Below are 17,975 nucleotides of genomic sequence, written 5' to 3' on the forward strand. Positions count from 1 at the left end.
CATGCGGCTCCGGGGTCACAAGGTCTTCGGGGTCACACGGCCTTCGGTCACACGGCCTTCGGTTACACGGCCTTCGGTTACACGGCCTTCGGTTACACGGCCTTCAGCCATGCGGCTTCGGCCATGCGGCTTCGGCCATGCGGCTTTCGGTCATGCGGCTTTCGGTCATACGGCCTTGACGACGACGCCCGCGTCCTCGAGCGCGGTGACCTCCTCGGCCGGTGCCGAGGTGTCGGTGACGAGGGTGTCCAGGAGCGTGGCGGCGCCCACGTGGGCGTGGGCGGTGCGGCCGAGCTTGCCGCCGTCCGAGGCGACGACGACGCGGCGCGAGGAGGCCAGGGCGGCCTTCTTCACCGCCGCGTCGTCGAGGTCGTAGGCGGTCAGGCCCTCGGCCGCGCTCAGACCGCAGCAGCCCATGACGGCGGTGTCGAAGCGGAGGGCCGCCAGGGAGGTGAGGGTGAGGGGGCCGGTGAGGGCTCCCTCGGCGGCCCTCGGCTGCCCGCCGGGCACCAGCAGCGTGACCGGGGCCGGGCCCTCGCCGAGCACGTGGATGGCCTGGAGGGACAGGGCCATCACCGTGACCGGCCGCCGCCGCAGCAGCCGGGCGACCTCCAGGCAGGTGGTGCCGCTGTCGAGGAGGACGGTCTCGCCGTCGGCGATGAGCGAGGACACCTCCGCCGCGATGCGGCGCTTGGCGTCGAGGGCCTCGTGCGCGCGCAGCCCGAAGGGCGGTTCCTCACCGCGGAGCAGCAGGGTGCGCGCGCCGCCCCGGACGCGCTCCAGGACCCCTTGCGCCGCCAGTACGTCCAGGTCGCGCCGGATGGTCATCTCGGAGGCGCCGGTCAGCGCGGCGAGTTCCTGGACCGTGCTCCGGCCCGCCTCCCGGACGGCCTGCGCGATCATCCCGTGTCGGTCCGCGTTGCTCATGCAGCGATTGAACCCCCACCCGAAACGAACAAGCAATGTGTGTGAATCACCAGTGTTCAAACACGCAGACTGTTCATTACGGTGATCGGCATGAATCACCCGCTGCGCTCCGCCCGAGTGGCGACCTTCGTCTACTTCATCCTCTGCGGCACCACGATGGGCACCTGGGTGGTCAACATCCCCGCCATCGAGGAGCGCGCGGGCGTCAGCCACGCCACCCTCGGCGGACTCCTGGTGCTGCTCGGGCTCGGGGCCTTCCTCGGCATGCGGGTGGCCGGGCCGCTGACCGACCGGCTCGGGGCGCGGATCGTCGTCCCCGCCACCGCGGTCCTGTGCGGCGCGGCCCTCGTCCTGCCCGGCCTGGCCCGGGACCCGTGGACGCTGGCGGGCGCCCTGCTGGTCTTCGGGTTCTGCAACGGCTGCCTGGACGTCGCCATGAACGCCCACGCCGTGTACGTCGAGAAGGCGTACGGCCGACCCGTCATGTCCGCCTTCCACGCCACCTTCTCCGTCGGCGGGGTCCTCGCCGCGCTGGTCGGCGCGGCCACGGCGAGCGCCGACCTGAGCCCGGCCGTCGGCATGGCCGCCGTAGGAGCCTTGAGCATCGTGATCGCCCTGGCAGCGGCCCGCCCCCTGTTGCCGGCCGCCGGCGCCCCGGACCCCGGCGCCGTACCCGACGCCGTGCAGGCTCCGGCCGCACAGCACGGCGGCCCCGGCGGGCGCATCCGGCTCCTCGCCGCCCTCGCTCTGATGGTCATGCTGTGCGAAGGGGCCGCCAACGACTGGAGCGCGCTGCACCTGAAGGACGTCCTCGGCGCCCCCGCGAGCACCGCCGCCTTCGCGTACGGCACCTTCGCGGCGACGATGACCATCGGCAGACTGCTCGCCGACCGCCTCGTCGCCCGCTTCGGGTCCCTGGCGATCCTCCGCCACGGCGCGGCCACGGCCGCCGTCGGCATCACGATCGCGGCCTTCTCCCCGTGGATCTGGGCCGCGTTCGCCGGCTGGGCGCTGTTCGGTCTGGGACTGTCCGGCTGCGTCCCGCAGCTGTTCAGCGCGGCCGGGCACGCCGATCCCGCCGCCGCGGGCGCCAACGTCTCCCGCGTCGCCGGGCTCGGCTACCTGGGCATGCTCGCCGGCCCCGCCGTCATCGGCTGGCTGACCCACCTGGTCGCCCTGAACCACGCCTTCGTCCTGCTGACCCTGCTGTGCGCGATCACCGCCGTGGCGGCGGGAGTCCTGCGCGCCGGCCCCGACCGCGCCCGCGAGACGGCGACGGCCGGTCACTGACCGCCCCCCTAGGGAACCGGAGGAACCAGCGCCGTGCCCAGCGACCGGAACATCGTCCTGTTCGACCTCTTCGGGGTCATCGCCCACCACCAACGCCCGGGCGCCCTGGCCGAGATGGCCGCCCTCTGCCACACCCCCACCGACGCCTTCACCACGGCCTACTGGGCCTGCCGCCCGCCCTACGACGCGGGACGCCAGACCGCGCCCGAGTACTGGACCGCCGTACTGCACCGGCTGTCAGCCGGAGCCGGAGTCGAAACCCAAGCCGGAGCCGGAGTCGAAGCCGAAGCCGACGCCGACACGATCGAGGAGCTGCGCCGCACCGACATCGACAGCTGGTCGCGCGTCGACGACCGGATGGTCGCCTACGTCAACTCCCTGCGCGACGTCGCCGAGGTGGCCCTCCTGTCCAACATCCCGGCGGACCACGCCGATGCCTTCCTCGCCGCGCAGCCGTGGCTGAACCGTCTGGACCACGTCGCCTTCTCGGGGAGGATCAAAGTGGCGAAGCCCGATCCGGCGGCCTTCTGGCACTGCGCCACCGCCCTGCGGGCCGCCCCGTCCGACTTCCTCTTCGTCGACGACCGAGCGGAGAACGTACGGGCCGCGCAGGCCACCGGCATGCACGGGCACGTCTTCAGCGGCCACGACGAGCTGGCGGCCGTGATCGCCGGCCGGATCAGTGCACGGAGAACCCGCCGTCCACGAAGAGAGCCTGGCCGGTGACATACGCGGAGGCACCGCTCGCGAGGAAGACCGCCGCCCCCGCGAAGTCCTCGGCCAGACCGTTGCGGCCGACCATCGTGCGGGCGGCGAGCGCCGTCACCTTCTCGGGGTCGTTCTGCAGCCGCTGGTTGAGCGGTGTCAGCACGAACCCCGGGACCAGCGTGTTGCAGGTGACGCCGTACGGCGACCAGGCCTCCGCCTGCGACCGGGCCAGCGACTCCAGCGCGCCCTTGGAGACGCCGTAGGCGCCGCTCTGCACGAAGGCGCGATGCGCCTGCTGAGAGGTGATGTGGATGATCCGCCCGAAGCCGCGCTCGGCCATCCCCGGCCCGAACCGACGGCCCAGCAGATAGGGCGCCTCCAGGTTCACCGCCATCGTCGCGTCCCAGACGTCCTCGTCCAGTTCGCCCATCGGCGGCCGCAGGTTGATCCCGGCGCAGTTGACGAGGATGTCGGGCTCCCCGAACACCTCGGCCGCCGACTCGGCCCCCGCCCGCACGCCCTCACGCGTGCTCAGATCGGAGCTCACCCAGGCGGCCCGGCAGCCCTCGGCCGTCAACTCCTCCACCGTCGCGGCCAGTTCCGCCTCCTTGCGGGCCACCACCACGACACTCGCCCCGGCCCGGGCGAGCGCCCCGGCGATGGCCCGCCCGATGCCGGAGCTGCCGCCGGTCACCAGGGCGACCTTGCCGTCGAGGGAGAACAGTTCGGAGAGATAGGCCTGCGAAGTCATGGCCGCACCCTAGATCATCGGATCAGAGCGTGCGCTCGAGAAGATCCAGCAGCGCGGCCCAGTGCCGCTCGTCCGCATCCTTGTCGTACGCGGCGGTGTCGGCCTGGGTGAAGCCGTGATGCGCGCCCGGGTAGACCTCGCAGCGGTGCCGTACGCCCGCCGCCTTCAGCGCTTTCTCCAGCCGCTCGATCTGCTCCACGGGCAGCGACGGATCCTGGTCGGCGTGGCCGAAGTACAGTTCCGCGGTGATGCGTTCGGCGACCAGGTGCGGGCTGTCCGGGGTCTCGGTGGCCAGCCGCCCGCCGTGGAATCCGGCCGCCGCCGCGACCCGCTCCGGATAGGTGCCGGCCGTCAGCAGGGAGAGCCGGGCGCCCATGCAGTACCCGGTCGTCGCGACCGGACCGTCGGCGACGAGGGGGCTGGCCGCCAGCCAGTCCAGCCAGGCGCCAGCGTCCCGCATGGCGGGCTCCGGCGTCAGAGAGTGGATCATCGGCCCGAGCCGCTCGAAGATGTCCGGCCGGGCCGAGGGGTCGATGAACTCGGGCAGGTCGACCACCGGGGTGCGCCCGTGACGGTAGAACACGTTCGGCACCAGGACGGTGTGACCCGCCTCGGCGATCCGGTCGGCCATGGCCCGCAGCCGCGGCCGGATTCCGAACGCGTCCATGTACAGCAGGACCCCGGGACGCGGGGCTCCGTCACCGGGGTGGGTCAGATAGGCGTCGGCGGTGCCGTCCGCGGTGACGATGTCGACGGACGTTCCCTGTACGGCGGTCATGGGGGGATTCGCCTCTCTGTGGGGGGAGTTCGGCGACGGCCATCGTGGCACGCGTCGCCGTTGCCCCTTCGGCCGGCCCCCGCGCACTTCACTCGAAGCGCGCGGTGTCCCCGGCGCCGTGCCGCACGATCTCGGCCTCGCCGCCGGAGAAGTCGATGACCGTGGTGGGCTCGGTGCCGCACTCCCCGGAGTCGACGACCGCGTCCAGCACATGGTCGAGGCGGTCCTTGATCTCCCAGCCCTGCGTCATCGGTTCGTCCTCGTCGGGCAGCAGCAGGGTGCTGGACAGCAGGGGTTCGCCCAGCTCGGCGAGGAGCGCCTGGGTGACGATGTGGTCGGGGATGCGCACGCCCACGGTCTTCTTCTTGGGGTGCTGGAGCATGCGCGGGACCTCCCGCGTGGCGGGCAGGATGAAGGTGTAACCGCCCGGCGTGGAGGCCTTGATCGCGCGGAACACGTCGTTGTCCACCCGCACGAACTGCCCAAGCTGCGCGAAGTCCTGGCACACGAGGGTGAAGTGGTGCCGGTCGTCGAGACGGCGGATGGCCCGGATCCGCTCCATCCCGTCCTTGCTGCCGAGCCGGCAGCCCAGGGCGTAGCAGGAGTCGGTCGGGTACGCGATCAGCGCGTCGGCGCGGACGCTGTCGGCGACCTGGGAGACGACACGCGGCTGAGGGTTGTCGGGGTGCACATCGAAGTACTTCGCCATCCGCCGAGCGTATGCCCTGCGAGCCCGCGCGCGACGCACGGCAGGCCCGTCGGTGACCGGCTCGGGTCTCCCACCGGGCTTGAGCCTCATACCAGGGAGCCCCGGGACTCACGGTCCGTACCAGAGGTGCCTGAAGCCCGGTGTGCTGGGCACTCGTCCTCGCTGTGAGCGTCGGCTGCCGGGCCGGCCGGTGTGCGGTAACGTCCCGGACCGGTAGGTCGAGAACGGGACGAAGGGTGAGGAAGGCCGAAGGTGGCTGGCCAAGAGGGTGCCGAAGGGCGGGCGTGGGAGCGGGAGCTGCTGGAACTGCTGCGGCCGGGCGCGCAGCGGGTCCGGCGGGTCGTCGAGTGGCTCGGCGACGCCGTGGGCGGTACGGCCTGTCTGCAGGACGACAGCGGTACCGTGCGTGCCGGCACGCCCCTGGACAGCGGGCCGTTCGCGGAGCTGCTCGGGGACATCGCGACGGGCCGGATCGCCTCCGCCGCGTGGGAGGGGCCGGGCCGGCATCTGCGGCTGGTGCGGGTGACGGCGCGGGCGGGTGTGCTGGCCGTGTCGCGTACGGAGGCCTTCGACCGGCGCGCTTCGGAGATCGTCACGCACACCGTCCAGGTGCTCGAAGTGCTGCTCAGGGCCGAGGAGTCGGCCTTCGCCGGGCGCCGCCTGGAGCGGGCCACCTCCGACCTGCGACTCGCCATCCTGCAGCTGCTGATGGTGGAGGACACCGTCGCCGCCCGCCGGGTCGCCGCGGGCCTGTGGCCGGGACTGCTGGACACGGACACCACCTGCGTCTATGTCGTGGAGAGCCATCCGGAGGAGCGCGACCGGCTCGCCGAGGAGTGCCGGGACGTGACCGGGGAGCAGGCGCTGGTCGTGCGCTGCCCGGCGATGGACGGGCACGTCATCGTGGTGACGCCCCGCGACAGCGTGGCCGGGGCGCTGCGCTCCCTGATCGGGTCCCACCCGCGTGTCTACCTCGGCGGCAGCGCCCGGCAGAACCTGGCCAGGACCGCCACCGCCTACGGACAGGCGGTCAGCGCGCTGGCCCTGGCGCGCTTCAGGCCGGACCAGGCGGCGGTGTACGCCGAGCGGACCCACCCCGAGCGCATGATGGAGCCCGCCGCGCTGCACGGCTGGACGGACCGGGTGCTGCGTCCTCTGGACGGCCTGTCCCATCACACCCGCGCGGAACTGCTGGCCACGACACGTCTGGGCCTGGAGTTCACCGCCGTCAGCGCGGCGAAGGTCCTCGGCGTCAGCCGCAACACGGTCCGGGCCCGGATGGAGCGGGTGGAGGCCCTGCTGGGCACCGATCTCGCCGACCTCACGGCTCGTGCCGTGGTCCATCTCGCGCTCAACACCCAGGAGAGCCTGGAGCACGACCTGGGCCACCGGTCCGCCGTGCCCGCCGACCTCGGCACGCTGCTGAGCGGGCCCGCGCTGCGGGCGTGGGCGAACGACCTGCTGGTCCGGCTGGACGCCGACGCCCGCGACCTGCGCCGCACGCTGCGCACCTGGATCGCGGTCGGCGGCAACGCCGAACGCGCCGCGCAGAGCCTGGGCGTGCACGCCCAGACCGTGCGCGAGCACGTCCGCGCCGCTGAGCCGGTCCTGGAGCGGCAGCTCCTCGCCGGGGGCGGCGATCTGTACGAGGTGGTGCTCGCTCATCTGGCGGCCGGGGACCTCGACCAGCCCGTCCTGCCCGGAGTGAAGCGGGGCGAACCGGACTCACTTGTGCACAGGTGAGCCCCGAACGCCCCGCGGCTGGGCATCGGCACGGTTCCCAAGCCCCTCGCCCTCCGCGTAAGTTCGACGAGCCGCGGAGGCGCGACCGGAACGGGGGACCGGTCGGCCTCCGCGTCCCGATGCGGACGGCTCAGCCGCCCAGGACGACCGGGATCTTCCGCCAGCCGAAGGCGATGAAAGACGGCACCTGCTCCAGCTCGTCCGCGGCGACCGCGAGCCGCATCTCGGGGAACCGCTGGAACAGGGCCGGCAGCGCGGTCAGCGCCTCGACCCGGGCCAGCGGGGCGCCGATGCACCGGTGCACGCCGATCCCGAACGCCATGTGGTCGTCGGCTCCGCGCCGGGCGTCGAAAACGTCCGCGTCCGGCCCGTAGTGCGCGGGGTCCAGGCCCGCGGCGGCGTACGTCGTGATGATGGCGTCCCCGGCCGGGATGGTGACGCCCCCGACCTCCACGTCGGTCACCGCGAACCGCAGCGGCAGCGAGGCGATGGACGGGTGGACCCGCAGGGTCTCGTCGACCACCGCGTCCCAGCCGATCTCCCCGGACCGTACGGCCGCCAGCTGCTCGGGGTCGCCGAGCAGCGCCACGACCGCGTTGCCGATGAGGTTCACCGTCGTCTCGAACCCGGCGCCGATCACCAGCAGCAGGGTGTACAGCAGTTCCTCGTCGCTGAGCCGGTCGCCGTCCTCGTCGCGCACCCGGATCAGCTCGGTCGTCAGATCGTCCCCGGGGTGTTCGGTGCGGTGGGCGATCAGCGCGGGCAGCACGGTGCCGATCTGCCGCTGCACGGAGGCGGCGTGCTCGGGGGAGGGGTCGGAGGTGTCCATGATGGCCGCGATCAGCCGGGTGGTGTCGGCCACCAGCTCGTCGGGCACGCCGAAGAGTTCGCAGATGAACCGCAGCGGCAGGGGGTGGGCGAGCGCGGCCTTGATGTCGAGGACGGCGTCGTCCGACTCGGCGACCTCGTCCAGCAGTTCCGCGGTGATGGCCTCGACCCGGGCGCGCATCGCCTCGGTGCGCCGCTGGGTGAAGCTGGGCGCCACCAGCTTGCGCAGCCGCGCGTGGTCGGGGCCGTAGGTGGAGAGCATGTTGACCACGCCGACCCAGCCCAGGATCCAGCCCCAGGAGGGGTGTTCGCCGATCTCGGGCCACAGTCGCCAGTGCTGGCGGGGGTCCTTGCTGACCCGCGGGTCGAGGATCAGTTCCTTGAGGGTGTCGTAGCCGGTGGGTGCCCAGGCGGGGATGCCGCCGGGCAGGTCGACGGGGACGATCGGGCCGAGGGCGCGCAGCCGGGCCGATTCGGCGGCGATGTCGGAGCCGAACGGGTCGAGGGCGAAGCGTTCGGTGCGGTCGGTGACGGTCACGACGGGCCTCCAGGCAGATCGGGGGAGCGGGGGCTGAACCGCACGGGAAGGGAGGTCAGCGAACGGTGGAAGGGGCCCGGCCGCCAGGTCAGGCGCTCGCGGGGCAGGACGGGTTCGAGGTCGGGCAGCCACTGGGTGAGCCGCTCGATCGCCTCGGTCGCGATGAGCAGCGTGTGCTGTTTGACCGGGCAGGCGTGCGGGCCCGCCGACCAGGACAGGTGCGAGGCGTCCCCGGGGCGGCGGCGGCCGTCGTCGTCCTGCTCCGCGGCGTGCGCGAGGGCGCCGTAGGAGATGACGACCGGTACCGCGGCCCTGATCCACGCGCCGTGGAAGGTCACCGGCCGGCGCGCGTAGTGGATGCCGTAGTTCGCGAGCGGTGTCTCGTGGTGCAGCACCTCGACGACGGCGTCCATCACCGGGCGCGCCCCGCTGGTGAGCGTGGAGTAGTAGGAGGGGTTGCCGAGGATGCGGGACAGGGCGTTCGAGACCAGGTTCGCGGTCGGTTCGTGCCCCGCGCCGAGGGTGAGGAACACCTGCCAGGTGACCTCCTCCGGGGTGAGCCCGGCCGGGTGGTCCAGCAGCCAGCTCGGCAGGTCCTCGCCGCGCCGCTCGGCCTTGGCGGCGATCAGCTCCAGCACATAACCGCCGAACTCGGCCTCGCCCTCGGCCGCTTCGGCGCCGCCCTCCATCATCTTGCCCAGCGCCGTGTTGAGGCGGTCGCTCGCGCTGTCGGGCAGTCCGAACAGGTCATTGAAGACCAGCGCCATCAGCGGCCGGGCGAACCCGCCCACCAGATCGGCCTGTCCGCGCGGTCCGATCCTGCCCACCAGCAGCCGTACCGCGCGGTGCACGCGGGCGCGCAGGTCGTGCGGCTCGACCCGGTCGAAGGCGTCGATCAGGGTGGTCCGGTAGCGGACGTGCGCGGCGCCGTCGGCGAACAGGGTGTTGGGCCGCCAGCGCATCATGCCGAGCACCGGCGAGTCGTCGGCGACCGTCGCCTCCCACGGGCGCGGGTCGTGCGAGAAGGTGTCGGTGTCGCGCAGCAGGTCCAGCGCCGCCCGCCGGTCGGTGACGACGTACGCGGGTACGCCCGGCGCCAACTCGGCCCAGCCGACCGGGCCTTGGGCGCGCAGGTCGGCGTAGTAGCGGTAGGGGTCCAGCGCGAAGCCGTCCTCCCACAGCCGGACCGGCGCGGAGCGGGAGAAGGTCTGCTGGGCAGCGGGGTAGGCGGTCACCGGTTCTCCGGAGGGTGGTGGTCGATCAGGTGCTGGACCAGGGCGAGCAGGGCGTCGATCGAGGAGTTCGCGTCCCGCGCGTCGCAGGTCACCATCGGTGTGCCCGGCTCCAGGTCCAGCGCGGCACGCAACTGTTCCTCGCTGTAGTGGCTCGGCGCGTCGGGGAAGGCGTTGAAGGCGACGGCGTAGGGCAGTCCGCTCTCCTCCACCAGGCCGAGCACGTCGAAGGAGGCGTCGATGCGGCGGCTGTCGACCAGGACCAGCGCGCCGAGCGCCCCATAGGCGATGTCGTCCCACAGCGAGCGGAACCGTTCCTGACCGGGTGTGCCGAACAGGTAGAGCACGATTGTGTCGTTCAGGCTGATCCGCCCGAAGTCGATGGCGACCGTGGTCGTCGCCTTGTCCCGCACCCCGGCGAGGTCGTCCACCGGGGCGGACGCCTCGCTGAGCCGTTCCTCGGTGTGCAGCGGCCGGATCTCGGACACGGAGTCGATCAGCGTGGTCTTGCCCACCCCGAACGGACCCGCGACGAGGATCTTCACCAGGTCGCGGGCCGTGTCCGGCAGATGGATGGAGCTAGTCGTGCTTGAGGGCGCGAAGGCCATCGGCCACTCTCTTCAGCAAGTCGGGGTCGAAGCGTTCGGCGGGCGGGATGGGGGCGCGGACGAGGACCAGCTTCCGGTCGAGCAGGGCGCCGGCCAGGACCCGTACGGCGGAGACCGGCAGCCGCAGGTGCGCCGCCGCCTCCACCACCGTCAGGGAGCCGCCCTCCAGGGCGTCCAGCAGGGCGAGTTCGGCGGCGGGCAGCCCCGCCGGGACGGGCTCGTCGCTGCCGGAGAGCACCGAGAGCCGCTCCAGGTGGGGGCGGCTGGGCCGGGCCACGCCGCCGGTCGACAGATACGCCGGGACCAGCGGACGGCCGCCCGGGCGGCCGGTCATGCCGGCGCGCCTGAGTCGCCTCCTCGGGGCGCGGCGGCCATCGCCTTCTCACCGAGCCGCGCCACCTGCGAGTGCACCCGGTGCGCGAGCAGGTCGAGGCGCACTTCGCCGTCGCCGTAGGCGGCCACACAGGTGCCGTGGTCGGTCGGCACGATCAGCACATACCCGTGGTCGGACTCGATGACGACCTGCCGCACCTCGGCCCGCTCCCGGTCCGCGAAGGCGGCCGCGGCGGTACGGCAGGCTCCCTGCACGGTGCTGGTGATCGCGGCCACCCGCTCCGCCGAGGGCTGGGTGAGCGCGTCGGTGTACCCGGTGACCAGTCCGTCCCGGGTGAGCAGCACGGCGGCCACGACGTGCGGCACCTGCAGGATCGGTTCCAGAACCCACGCCGTGTCTCCTGCTTCGCGGCCGGTCATCGGGCCGTTCCCCCTTCGTGGTGGTCGTCGTCGGTGTTCTCACCGGCGGTGGCGCGGGCCGCGGCGGTGGCGGCCTGGAGCCCGCCGAGCGCGGCGGCGGCCTCCTCCGGACGCCGTGCGGGCGGACGCTGTCCGGGTACGGCGGGGTCGGCGGCGGCCGCTCGGGTACGGCGCCGGCGCTGCGGCAGCCCGTCGGCGTGCCCGGAGGCGGGCGTGGCGTCGTCCGGCTCGGGCACGTAGTCGTGCCCGGCGCCGGGAGCGGGGGTGGGCGGCTCCTCGGCGGTCGCCCGGCGGGTCGGGCGCGGGGCGCTGGCGGCCGGCGGCTGTTCCTCGGGGTCGATCCGGGTCAGCAGATGGCTGTCGACGCGCAGGACCGCCCGGACACCGCCGTAGGGCGACGGCGAGGACAGGTCCACGGTCAGGTCGAACTGCCGGGTCAGCTGCCCGATCGCGGCGAGGCCCATCCGCGGCGGATCGCCGAGGTCGGTGAGGAGGATCGGCTCGGAACCGGCCACCATCCGCTGGGCGCGCTCGCGTTCGTCCTGCGTCATGCCGAGGCCCGCGTCGTCGACGGTGACGCAGACGCCGTGGTGGACATGCTCGAGGTTGACCACGACGTCCGTGTCGGGGGCGGAGTGCCGCAGCGCGTTGTCCAGCAGCTCGGCGACGATGATCGCGACCGGCTCGACGGCGTGCGAGACCAGGGCGGTACCCGGCCGGCAGTGGTTGTGCACCCGGACCCGGTGATACCCGGCGAGCCGGGCCTGGCCGCCGGTCACCGCGTCGACGAGGTGGGACTCCTCACGGGCGAGGCCCACCCAGGCCCCGCACACCACCGCGGCGACCTGGGCGCGCCGCAGCGACTGCTCGTTCTCGTGGTCCAGTTCGAACAGGGTCTGCGTCAACTCGGGGTCGTCGTAGCGCTGCTGGAGGCCGCGCAGGGCGTCCTGGAGCCGGTAGAGCGCGGCCTGGATCTCCCGGGTGGCGCCGCGCATTCCGGCCTGGGCGGCGGCGTCGACCCGCAGGTGCTGCGCGGTGAGTTCGACGCGCAGCTGGTCGAGGACGTTCTCCATCGCGACCCCGAGCGAGGACCCGGCGGCCCGGAGCTGGAGCGGGCCCGGCACCGCGACGTGCGGGTGCGCGAGCCGGCGGGCGGCGGCGGGGACGCGCTTGGCGGCCAGATGCTCGATCTCGGCGGCGAACGTCTGCACCACGCCGTCGAGATGGGCGCGCAGCGCGGCGATCTCGTCGCGCTGCGCGGCCCGTTGCCGTCGCGACCGGAACAGCCCGCCGCCGAGGGCGAGCGCGGACAGTGTGCCGACGGCGAGGCCGCCGACGGCCAGGTCCGGTAATTCGATCATCGAATCGGTATCCAGAGAAGTGGGCAGGGGTGAGTGCGAGATCCCCTCACGAGGCGCTCGCAGCACAGTACACACCGTCATCGACCGCGCTCGCACGGTCCGGAGGTACTTCGCTCCGAATCCGCCCACTCTCTGTTCACTTCTGCGTTAAGTGTCTGAATTGCCGTACGGCTGCGGCGAGTTGACCAGAAGTCAGCCGTTCGGGAGGATCACCGCACGCCCGTTGATCTTCCCCGCGTGCAGTCGCTCGTAGGCGAGCGGAGCCTCGTCCAGCGAGAAGGTCTCCGTGTGCACCGACACCGCCCCGGACCGGGCCAGCGCCAGCACCTCCACCAGCTCGCTGCGGCTGCCCCAGTACGGCGCGCTCACCGACACCTCGAACGGCAGCTGCCCGAACCCCACCGGCAGCGCCCCGCCGCCGATGCCGACGATGACGACCTCGCCCTCGACCGCCGCCACGGCCCCCGCGGTGGTGACCGTCGGCTGAGCCCCGACGAAGTCGAACACCGCCTCGGCGCCCACCCCGCCGGTCAGCTCCCGTACCGCACCCGCGGCCCGCTCGTCGGAGAGCACCGCCTCATGGGCGCCGACCTCCCGCGCGAGGCGCAGCTTGTCCGCGCTGACGTCCAGGGCGATCACCCGGGCGGGAGTGAGCGCGCGCAGCAGCTGGATCGCGACATGGCCGAGCCCGCCGGTGCCGATGACCACCGCGGTCGATCCCGGCACCAGCTTGGGCAGCGCGCGCTTGATCGCGTGATAGGGCGTCAGGCCCGCGTCGGTGAGCGGGACCGCGAGCACCGGGTCGAGACCGTCCAGCGGCACCAGGTGGCGCGGATCGTCGACGAGCATGTACTCGGCCATCGAGCCCGGCGCACCGAGCCCGGGCGGGAAGATGTTCAGCTCCTGGGCGCGCAGGCAGTAGTTCTCCTTGCCCTCGGCGCACTTGGCGCAGGTGCCGCAGCCCCAGGGCCCGTACACCGCCACCGACTCGCCCTCGCGTACGCCGGTCACGCCCGCGCCCACCGCGGCGACCGTGCCGACGCCTTCGTGGCCGAGGGTGAGCGGAAGCGCGTACGGGAAGCCTTCGGCGGGCCAGCTCATCACCGCGATGTCGGAATGGCACACACCGGCGGCGGTGACCTTCAACAGGACCTGCCCGGGGCCGGGTTCGGGATCGGGGACGGTCACCACCTCGGGCGGGGCGCCGATGGTGCGGTACTGCAGTGCCTTCATGGCCGGACTCCTTCGTCCGATGGGTTCGTGCGGGGGTGTGGTCAGACGGCGGTGTAGGCGCCGTCCACGAGGTGGTAGCTGCCGTGGACGAAGGAGGCGCGCCCGGACAACAGGAAGGCGATCAGCTCGGCGACCTCCTCGGGGCGGCCGAGGCGGCCGGCGGGGTGCAGGGCGACGAGGCCGGCGTAGGCGTCCTGGTCCATGGTCTTCAGCAGCGGGGTGTCGATGAAGCCGGGACCCACGGCGTTGACGCGGATGCCCTTGGCGGCGTACTCGGCGGCGGTGGCCTTGGTCAGGCCGACCACGCCGTGCTTGGCGGCGACGTAGGCGGGGGAGCCGGCGAAGGCGACCGAACCGAGGATCGAGGCCACGTTGACGATCGCGCCGCCCTTGCCGCCGGCCTCGATGGCGGGCAGCTCGTGGCGCATCGAGTAGAAGACGCCGTCGAGGTTGGTGCGCACCACGCGGTCGTAGGCGGCGATGTCGTACTCGCCGGTCGGCGCGCTCGGGCCGCCGATACCGGCGTTGTTCACGGCCAGGTCCAGGCCGCCGAAGGTGTCCACGGTGAACCGCACGGCCGCCTCGACGGACTCCGGACGCGTGACGTCCAGTTCCACGGCCGCGGCCGTGATCCCCTCGGCGGCCAGTTCGGCGGCGGCCTTCTCGGCACCCTCGGCGTTGAAGTCGGCGATGACGACCCGCGCGCCGCCGGCCCCGAGGCGGCGGGCGGTCGCCAGACCGATACCGGAGGCGGCACCGGTGACCAGGGCGGTCCGGCCGGCGAACTCGGCGGAGTAGTCGGTGAGGGGAGAGGTGCTCATGGTGCTGTGGGCCTTTCGGTGGTGCTGTGCGAGACCGCGGCCGCGGCCTGCGAGGTGAGGGCGTCGTAGGCCTGCTCCACCAGGGCGGCGAGGTCTGCGGCTCCCGATTCCGGGTCGTCGCCGCGCCGCGCCCAGTTGCGCAGGGCGGCGGTGAGGACACCGGCGGCGGCGTCGACCACGACGGCCGGGCGCACGTCCCGGACGTCGTCGGTGCCGAGCCGGTCGGCGACGATCCGGATCGACTCCTCCTGGGCGTCGACCCGGATGCGTTCGTAGGCGGCGAACAGAGCGGGCTCCCGGTCCACCAGGGCCAGCAGCTCCCGCATCCGAGGGCGCACATGCCAGGCCGGGTTCTCCTGGTCGGCGAGCCAGGCGCGCACCGCGAGCCGGTAGGCCAGCAGAGGCGGTTCCGCGGCCGGGCGGGTGCGCAGCAGGGCGTTGATCCGGTCGCCGTCACCGCGGACGAAGTCCAGGGCCGCGTCCTCCTTGCCGGTGAAGTGCCGGCTGAAGGTGCGGCGCGTGACGTCCGCGCGCTCGGCGATCTCCTCCACCGTCGTACCGGCCAGACCGCGCTCCAGGATCAGATCCAGGGCGGCCGCGGCGAGCGCGTTGCGGGTCTGCCGCGCCTTGCGCTGCCGACGGTCCTCGGGGGGCTGTGTCGCCTTCATGCTTTCTACGGTACACCCGTGATGTCCCAATGGGACATGTGTCCCGACGAGACATGTCTGGTTCTGTGCGGACTGGCCACGACCACGCCGGGTACTCGGCCCGCACCCACAGAGGGGCCGGGAGAACCGGCCCGACCGAGGAAGGAGTCCCTCATGGCCAGCAGTGCCGAGACCGGCGGTGTGACCGGCACGGCGGACAAGGACTACAACCTGATCTGGTACGTCGAGGCGTGCCTCAACAACGCGCTGCGCCTGGAGTCGTACATCCAGGACGCGGAGCGCGAGAAGGACAGCGAGGTCGCGGACCTGTTCCGCAAGGCCCAGGCGGACAGCCGCAAGGGCGCGGAACTGGGAAAGGAACTGCTCCGCAGCCGCCTCAGCGGCGGCTGAACGGCACCCGCCCCGCGGACCTGCCCGGACATCGCGCCGCAAGCGGTGTCCGGGCTTCGGTACGCGCCTCGCTGAGATTCGCGGCGTACGCGCCGCACTGAGATTCCCGGCGAGAATCTTCCTGCGGCGATGTCGAGAACCCGTGATCCGCTCCGTCCCCGAGGTGAACGCGACCACAATGGGTCGCACCAGCACCCGGGAGACACACCATGGCCAAGTACTTGCTGCTGAAGCACTACCGCGGCGCCCCGGCCCCCGCCAACGACGTCCCCATGGAGCAGTGGACGCCCGAGGAGATCTCGGCGCACGTCCAGTACATGCGGGACTTCGCGCAGCGCCTGGAGAAGACGGGCGAGTTCGTCGACGGCCAGGCCCTCGCCCCCGAGGGCACCTGGGTCCGCTACGACGGCGAGGGGCGCCCCCCGGTCACCGACGGCCCGTTCGCCGAGACCAAGGACCTCATCGCCGGCTGGATGGTGATCGACGTCGACAGCTACGACCGCGCCGTCGAGCTGGCCGGCGAGCTGTCCGCCGCCCCCGGCGCGGGCGGCAAGCCGATCCACGAGTGGCTCGAGCTGCGTCCCTTCCTGGCCGCGCCGCCCACCACCGCGGACTGCCATGGATGAGGCCCTCCTGAGGAGCCTCACCCCGAGCGTGCTCGCGATCCTCGTCCGCCGCGGAGCAGACTTCGCGGCGGCCGAGGACGCCGTGCAGGACGCGCTGGTGGAGGCGGTCCGCGGCTGGTCCGACGATCCGCCCCGGGATCCGAAGGGCTGGCTGGTCACCGTCGCCTGGCGCAAGTTCCTCGACGCGACCCGGGCCGACACCGCCCGCCGCCGCCGTGAGGACCGCGTTGACGAGGAACCCGCGCCCGGTCCGGCGCCCGCGTCGGACGACACGCTCCAGCTCTACTTCCTGTGCGCCCACCCCTCGCTGACCCCGTCCTCCGCGGTCGCGCTCACCCTGCGCGCCGTCGGCGGCCTCACCACACGCCAGATCGCCCAGGCCTACCTGGTCCCCGAGGCGACCATGGCGCAGCGCATCAGCCGGGCCAAGCGCACCGTCTCCGGCGTACGGTTCGACCAGCCGGGCGACGTCGCCACCGTGCTGCGCGTGCTGTACCTGGTGTTCAACGAGGGCTACTCCGGCGACGTCGACCTCGCCGCCGAGGCCATCCGGCTCACCCGGCAGCTCGCGGGCGCCGTCGACCACCCCGAGGTGTCCGGGCTGCTCGCCCTCATGCTGCTCCACCACGCGCGCCGCGCCGCCCGCACCGCCCCCGACGGCAGCCTGGTCCCGCTCGCCGAGCAGGACCGCGGCCGCTGGGACACCGAGCTGATCGCGGAGGGCGTCGAGATCCTCCAGGCGGCCCTCGCCCGCGACCGGCTGGGCGAGTTCCAGGCCCAGGCGGCGATCGCCGCCCTGCACGCCGACGCGCCCACCGCCGAGGAGACCGACTGGGTGCAGATCGTGGAGTGGTACGACGAACTGGCCCGGCTGACCGACAGTCCGGTCGTCCGCCTCAACCGGGCGGTGGCCGTGGGTGAGGCCGACGGACCGCGCGCCGGACTCGCGGAACTCGCGGCTCTGGACGACTCCCTGCCCCGCTGGACCGCGGTGGCCGCCTACCTCCACGAGCGCGACGGCGACCTGGCGACGGCGGCACGGCTGTACGCCGAGGCGGCCCGCAAGGCGTCCAACCTCGCCGAGCTCGACCATCTGACCCGGCAGGCGGCCCGGCTCAACACCCGGCGGCGTTGAGGGCAGCGGACCCGTGACGCGAAGCCCGGTGACCGGCTACCGTACCGGCCAGTAACCGGACCGCACGCAGGAGGCCTTCATGCCGCAGCTCGAAGTCGAGGGCGCAGCGCTGACGTACGACGACGAGGGCCCCCGCGACGGCGCCGAGGCGCCGCTGGTGTTCATCCACGGCTGGACGGCGAACCGGCACCGCTGGGACCACCAGATGTCCCACTTCGCCGAGCGGCGCCGGGTGGTCCGGCTCGACCTGCGCGGACACGGCGAGAGCGGCGGGGCGGGCGTGCGCACGATCGAGGAGCTGGCCGCGGACGTCCTCGCGCTCCTGGACCACCTGGAGATCGAACGGTGCGTCCTGGTCGGCCACTCGATGGGCGGCATGATCGCCCAGACCGTCACCCTCGCCCACCCCGGCCGGGTCGAACGGCTGGTGCTGGTCAACTCCATCGGCAGGATGACGTACAGCCGCGGCCGTGGCCTGCTGATGGCCGCCTCGACGCTGGCGCCCTTCAAGCTCTTCGTGGCCGCCAACATCCAGCGTGCCTTCGCCCCCGGCCACCCCAAGGAGGAGATCCGCGAGTACATCCGCGCCTCCGCGGGCACCCCGCGCGAGGTCGTCATGACGCTGTACGGCGCCATGCGCGCGTTCGACGTCCTCGACCGGCTCGGCGAGATCCGCACGCCCACCCTGATAGTGCACGGCTACCACGACATCCAGCTGCCCGTCACCCAGATGCTGCGGATGGCGAAGGCGTACCCCGACGCCGTGGTGCGCATCATCGACGCAGGCCATGAACTCCCCGTGGAGCGGCCGAAGGAACTCACCGCGGCGATCGACTCCTTCGTGACGGCGCCGACACCCGTCTGAGAGGTACGCCC

The 17,975-nt window shown here is 72.9% G+C and carries 20 protein-coding genes; 7 read left to right on the top strand and 13 right to left on the bottom strand.

All coding sequences use genetic code 11. The annotated features are described in order from the left end of the window. Window positions 1-165 precede the first annotated feature (165 nt). Complete coding sequence (locus AC068Z_RS38915; RefSeq protein WP_478567299.1) at window positions 166-927, bottom strand: DeoR/GlpR family DNA-binding transcription regulator; 762 nt, start codon at window positions 925-927, stop codon at window positions 166-168. 90 nt (window positions 928-1,017) lie between these two features. On the opposite strand from AC068Z_RS38915, the gene AC068Z_RS38920 reads away from it, so the two are divergent. Both AC068Z_RS38920 and AC068Z_RS38925 read left to right on the top strand, forming a co-directional pair. After that, window positions 1,018-2,217 carry an MFS transporter gene (locus AC068Z_RS38920; protein WP_478567302.1) on the top strand — a complete coding sequence of 400 codons (1,200 nt, stop codon included), beginning with the start codon at window positions 1,018-1,020 and terminating at the stop codon, window positions 2,215-2,217. A 33-nt stretch (window positions 2,218-2,250) separates the two neighbouring features. Beyond that, window positions 2,251-2,943: an HAD-IA family hydrolase gene (locus AC068Z_RS38925; RefSeq protein WP_478567304.1), complete on the top strand. Its 693-nt coding sequence runs from the start codon at window positions 2,251-2,253 to the stop codon at window positions 2,941-2,943. Here AC068Z_RS38925 and AC068Z_RS38930 read toward each other — a convergent pair. The 3 genes from AC068Z_RS38930 to AC068Z_RS38940 all read right to left on the bottom strand — a co-directional run bounded on the left by AC068Z_RS38930 (window position 2,897) and on the right by AC068Z_RS38940 (window position 5,163). Beyond that, window positions 2,897-3,676 (bottom strand): SDR family NAD(P)-dependent oxidoreductase, encoded by a 780-nt coding sequence (locus AC068Z_RS38930; RefSeq protein WP_478567307.1) that lies wholly within the window; start codon window positions 3,674-3,676, stop codon window positions 2,897-2,899. The two genes, AC068Z_RS38925 and AC068Z_RS38930, sit on opposite strands and share 47 nt — an antisense overlap. Before the next feature lie 22 nt (window positions 3,677-3,698). Further along, window positions 3,699-4,454 carry a dienelactone hydrolase family protein gene (locus AC068Z_RS38935; RefSeq protein WP_478567310.1) on the bottom strand — a complete coding sequence of 252 codons (756 nt, stop codon included), beginning with the start codon at window positions 4,452-4,454 and terminating at the stop codon, window positions 3,699-3,701. A gap of 88 nt (window positions 4,455-4,542) precedes the next feature. Further along, entirely contained in the window at window positions 4,543-5,163 is a 621-nt protein-coding gene (locus AC068Z_RS38940) for an L-threonylcarbamoyladenylate synthase (protein ID WP_478567313.1), read from the bottom strand. 252 nt (window positions 5,164-5,415) lie between these two features. On the opposite strand from AC068Z_RS38940, the gene AC068Z_RS38945 reads away from it, so the two are divergent. Next, entirely contained in the window at window positions 5,416-6,906 is a 1,491-nt protein-coding gene (locus tag AC068Z_RS38945) for a helix-turn-helix domain-containing protein (RefSeq protein WP_478567316.1), read from the top strand. Between the two features lie 130 nt (window positions 6,907-7,036). Here the strand turns inward: AC068Z_RS38945 and AC068Z_RS38950 are convergent, their stop codons facing one another. From AC068Z_RS38950 to AC068Z_RS38990, 9 genes are all read right to left on the bottom strand, one after another. Next, window positions 7,037-8,272: a cytochrome P450 family protein gene (locus tag AC068Z_RS38950; RefSeq protein ID WP_478567319.1), complete on the bottom strand. Its 1,236-nt coding sequence runs from the start codon at window positions 8,270-8,272 to the stop codon at window positions 7,037-7,039. Continuing rightward, window positions 8,269-9,507: a cytochrome P450 family protein gene (locus tag AC068Z_RS38955; RefSeq protein WP_478567322.1), complete on the bottom strand. Its 1,239-nt coding sequence runs from the start codon at window positions 9,505-9,507 to the stop codon at window positions 8,269-8,271. The genes AC068Z_RS38950 and AC068Z_RS38955 overlap by 4 nt, the downstream gene beginning before the upstream one ends. Then, the gene (locus AC068Z_RS38960) at window positions 9,504-10,112 is read right to left on the bottom strand and encodes a GTP-binding protein (protein WP_478567325.1); all 609 of its coding nucleotides are present in this window, start codon (window positions 10,110-10,112) and stop codon (window positions 9,504-9,506) included. Before AC068Z_RS38960 ends, AC068Z_RS38955 begins: the two co-directional genes overlap by 4 nt. Beyond that, a complete protein-coding gene (locus AC068Z_RS38965) occupies window positions 10,084-10,446 on the bottom strand; it encodes a DUF742 domain-containing protein (protein WP_478567328.1) in 363 nt (120 codons plus the stop codon). Before AC068Z_RS38965 ends, AC068Z_RS38960 begins: the two co-directional genes overlap by 29 nt. Further along, on the bottom strand, window positions 10,443-10,865 hold the full coding sequence (locus tag AC068Z_RS38970) for a roadblock/LC7 domain-containing protein (protein WP_478567331.1): 423 nt from the start codon (window positions 10,863-10,865) through the stop codon (window positions 10,443-10,445). The genes AC068Z_RS38965 and AC068Z_RS38970 overlap by 4 nt, the downstream gene beginning before the upstream one ends. Then, window positions 10,862-12,226: an ATP-binding protein gene (locus AC068Z_RS38975; RefSeq protein WP_478567334.1), complete on the bottom strand. Its 1,365-nt coding sequence runs from the start codon at window positions 12,224-12,226 to the stop codon at window positions 10,862-10,864. Before AC068Z_RS38975 ends, AC068Z_RS38970 begins: the two co-directional genes overlap by 4 nt. Before the next feature lie 192 nt (window positions 12,227-12,418). Next, window positions 12,419-13,459, bottom strand: coding sequence for an NAD(P)-dependent alcohol dehydrogenase (locus AC068Z_RS38980; protein ID WP_478567336.1), 1,041 nt, complete (start codon window positions 13,457-13,459; stop codon window positions 12,419-12,421). A 41-nt stretch (window positions 13,460-13,500) separates the two neighbouring features. Continuing rightward, complete coding sequence (locus AC068Z_RS38985) at window positions 13,501-14,280, bottom strand: SDR family NAD(P)-dependent oxidoreductase (RefSeq protein ID WP_478567339.1); 780 nt, start codon at window positions 14,278-14,280, stop codon at window positions 13,501-13,503. Further along, a complete protein-coding gene (locus AC068Z_RS38990; protein WP_478567342.1) occupies window positions 14,277-14,948 on the bottom strand; it encodes a TetR/AcrR family transcriptional regulator in 672 nt (223 codons plus the stop codon). Before AC068Z_RS38990 ends, AC068Z_RS38985 begins: the two co-directional genes overlap by 4 nt. A 153-nt stretch (window positions 14,949-15,101) precedes the next feature. On the opposite strand from AC068Z_RS38990, the gene AC068Z_RS38995 reads away from it, so the two are divergent. The 4 genes from AC068Z_RS38995 to AC068Z_RS39010 all read left to right on the top strand — a co-directional run bounded on the left by AC068Z_RS38995 (window position 15,102) and on the right by AC068Z_RS39010 (window position 17,964). After that, the gene (locus AC068Z_RS38995) at window positions 15,102-15,338 is read left to right on the top strand and encodes a hypothetical protein (protein ID WP_478567345.1); all 237 of its coding nucleotides are present in this window, start codon (window positions 15,102-15,104) and stop codon (window positions 15,336-15,338) included. A 209-nt stretch (window positions 15,339-15,547) separates the two neighbouring features. Beyond that, on the top strand, window positions 15,548-15,964 hold the full coding sequence (locus tag AC068Z_RS39000; protein ID WP_478567348.1) for a YciI family protein: 417 nt from the start codon (window positions 15,548-15,550) through the stop codon (window positions 15,962-15,964). Next, window positions 15,957-17,099 (top strand): RNA polymerase sigma factor, encoded by a 1,143-nt coding sequence (locus AC068Z_RS39005; RefSeq protein WP_478567351.1) that lies wholly within the window; start codon window positions 15,957-15,959, stop codon window positions 17,097-17,099. The genes AC068Z_RS39000 and AC068Z_RS39005 overlap by 8 nt, the downstream gene beginning before the upstream one ends. Before the next feature lie 79 nt (window positions 17,100-17,178). Further along, window positions 17,179-17,964, top strand: a complete 786-nt coding sequence (locus tag AC068Z_RS39010; RefSeq protein ID WP_478567354.1) for an alpha/beta fold hydrolase — start codon at window positions 17,179-17,181, stop codon at window positions 17,962-17,964. Window positions 17,965-17,975 lie beyond the last annotated feature (11 nt).

The sequence above is a fragment of the Streptomyces sp. NPDC043726 genome (assembly GCF_056436565.1).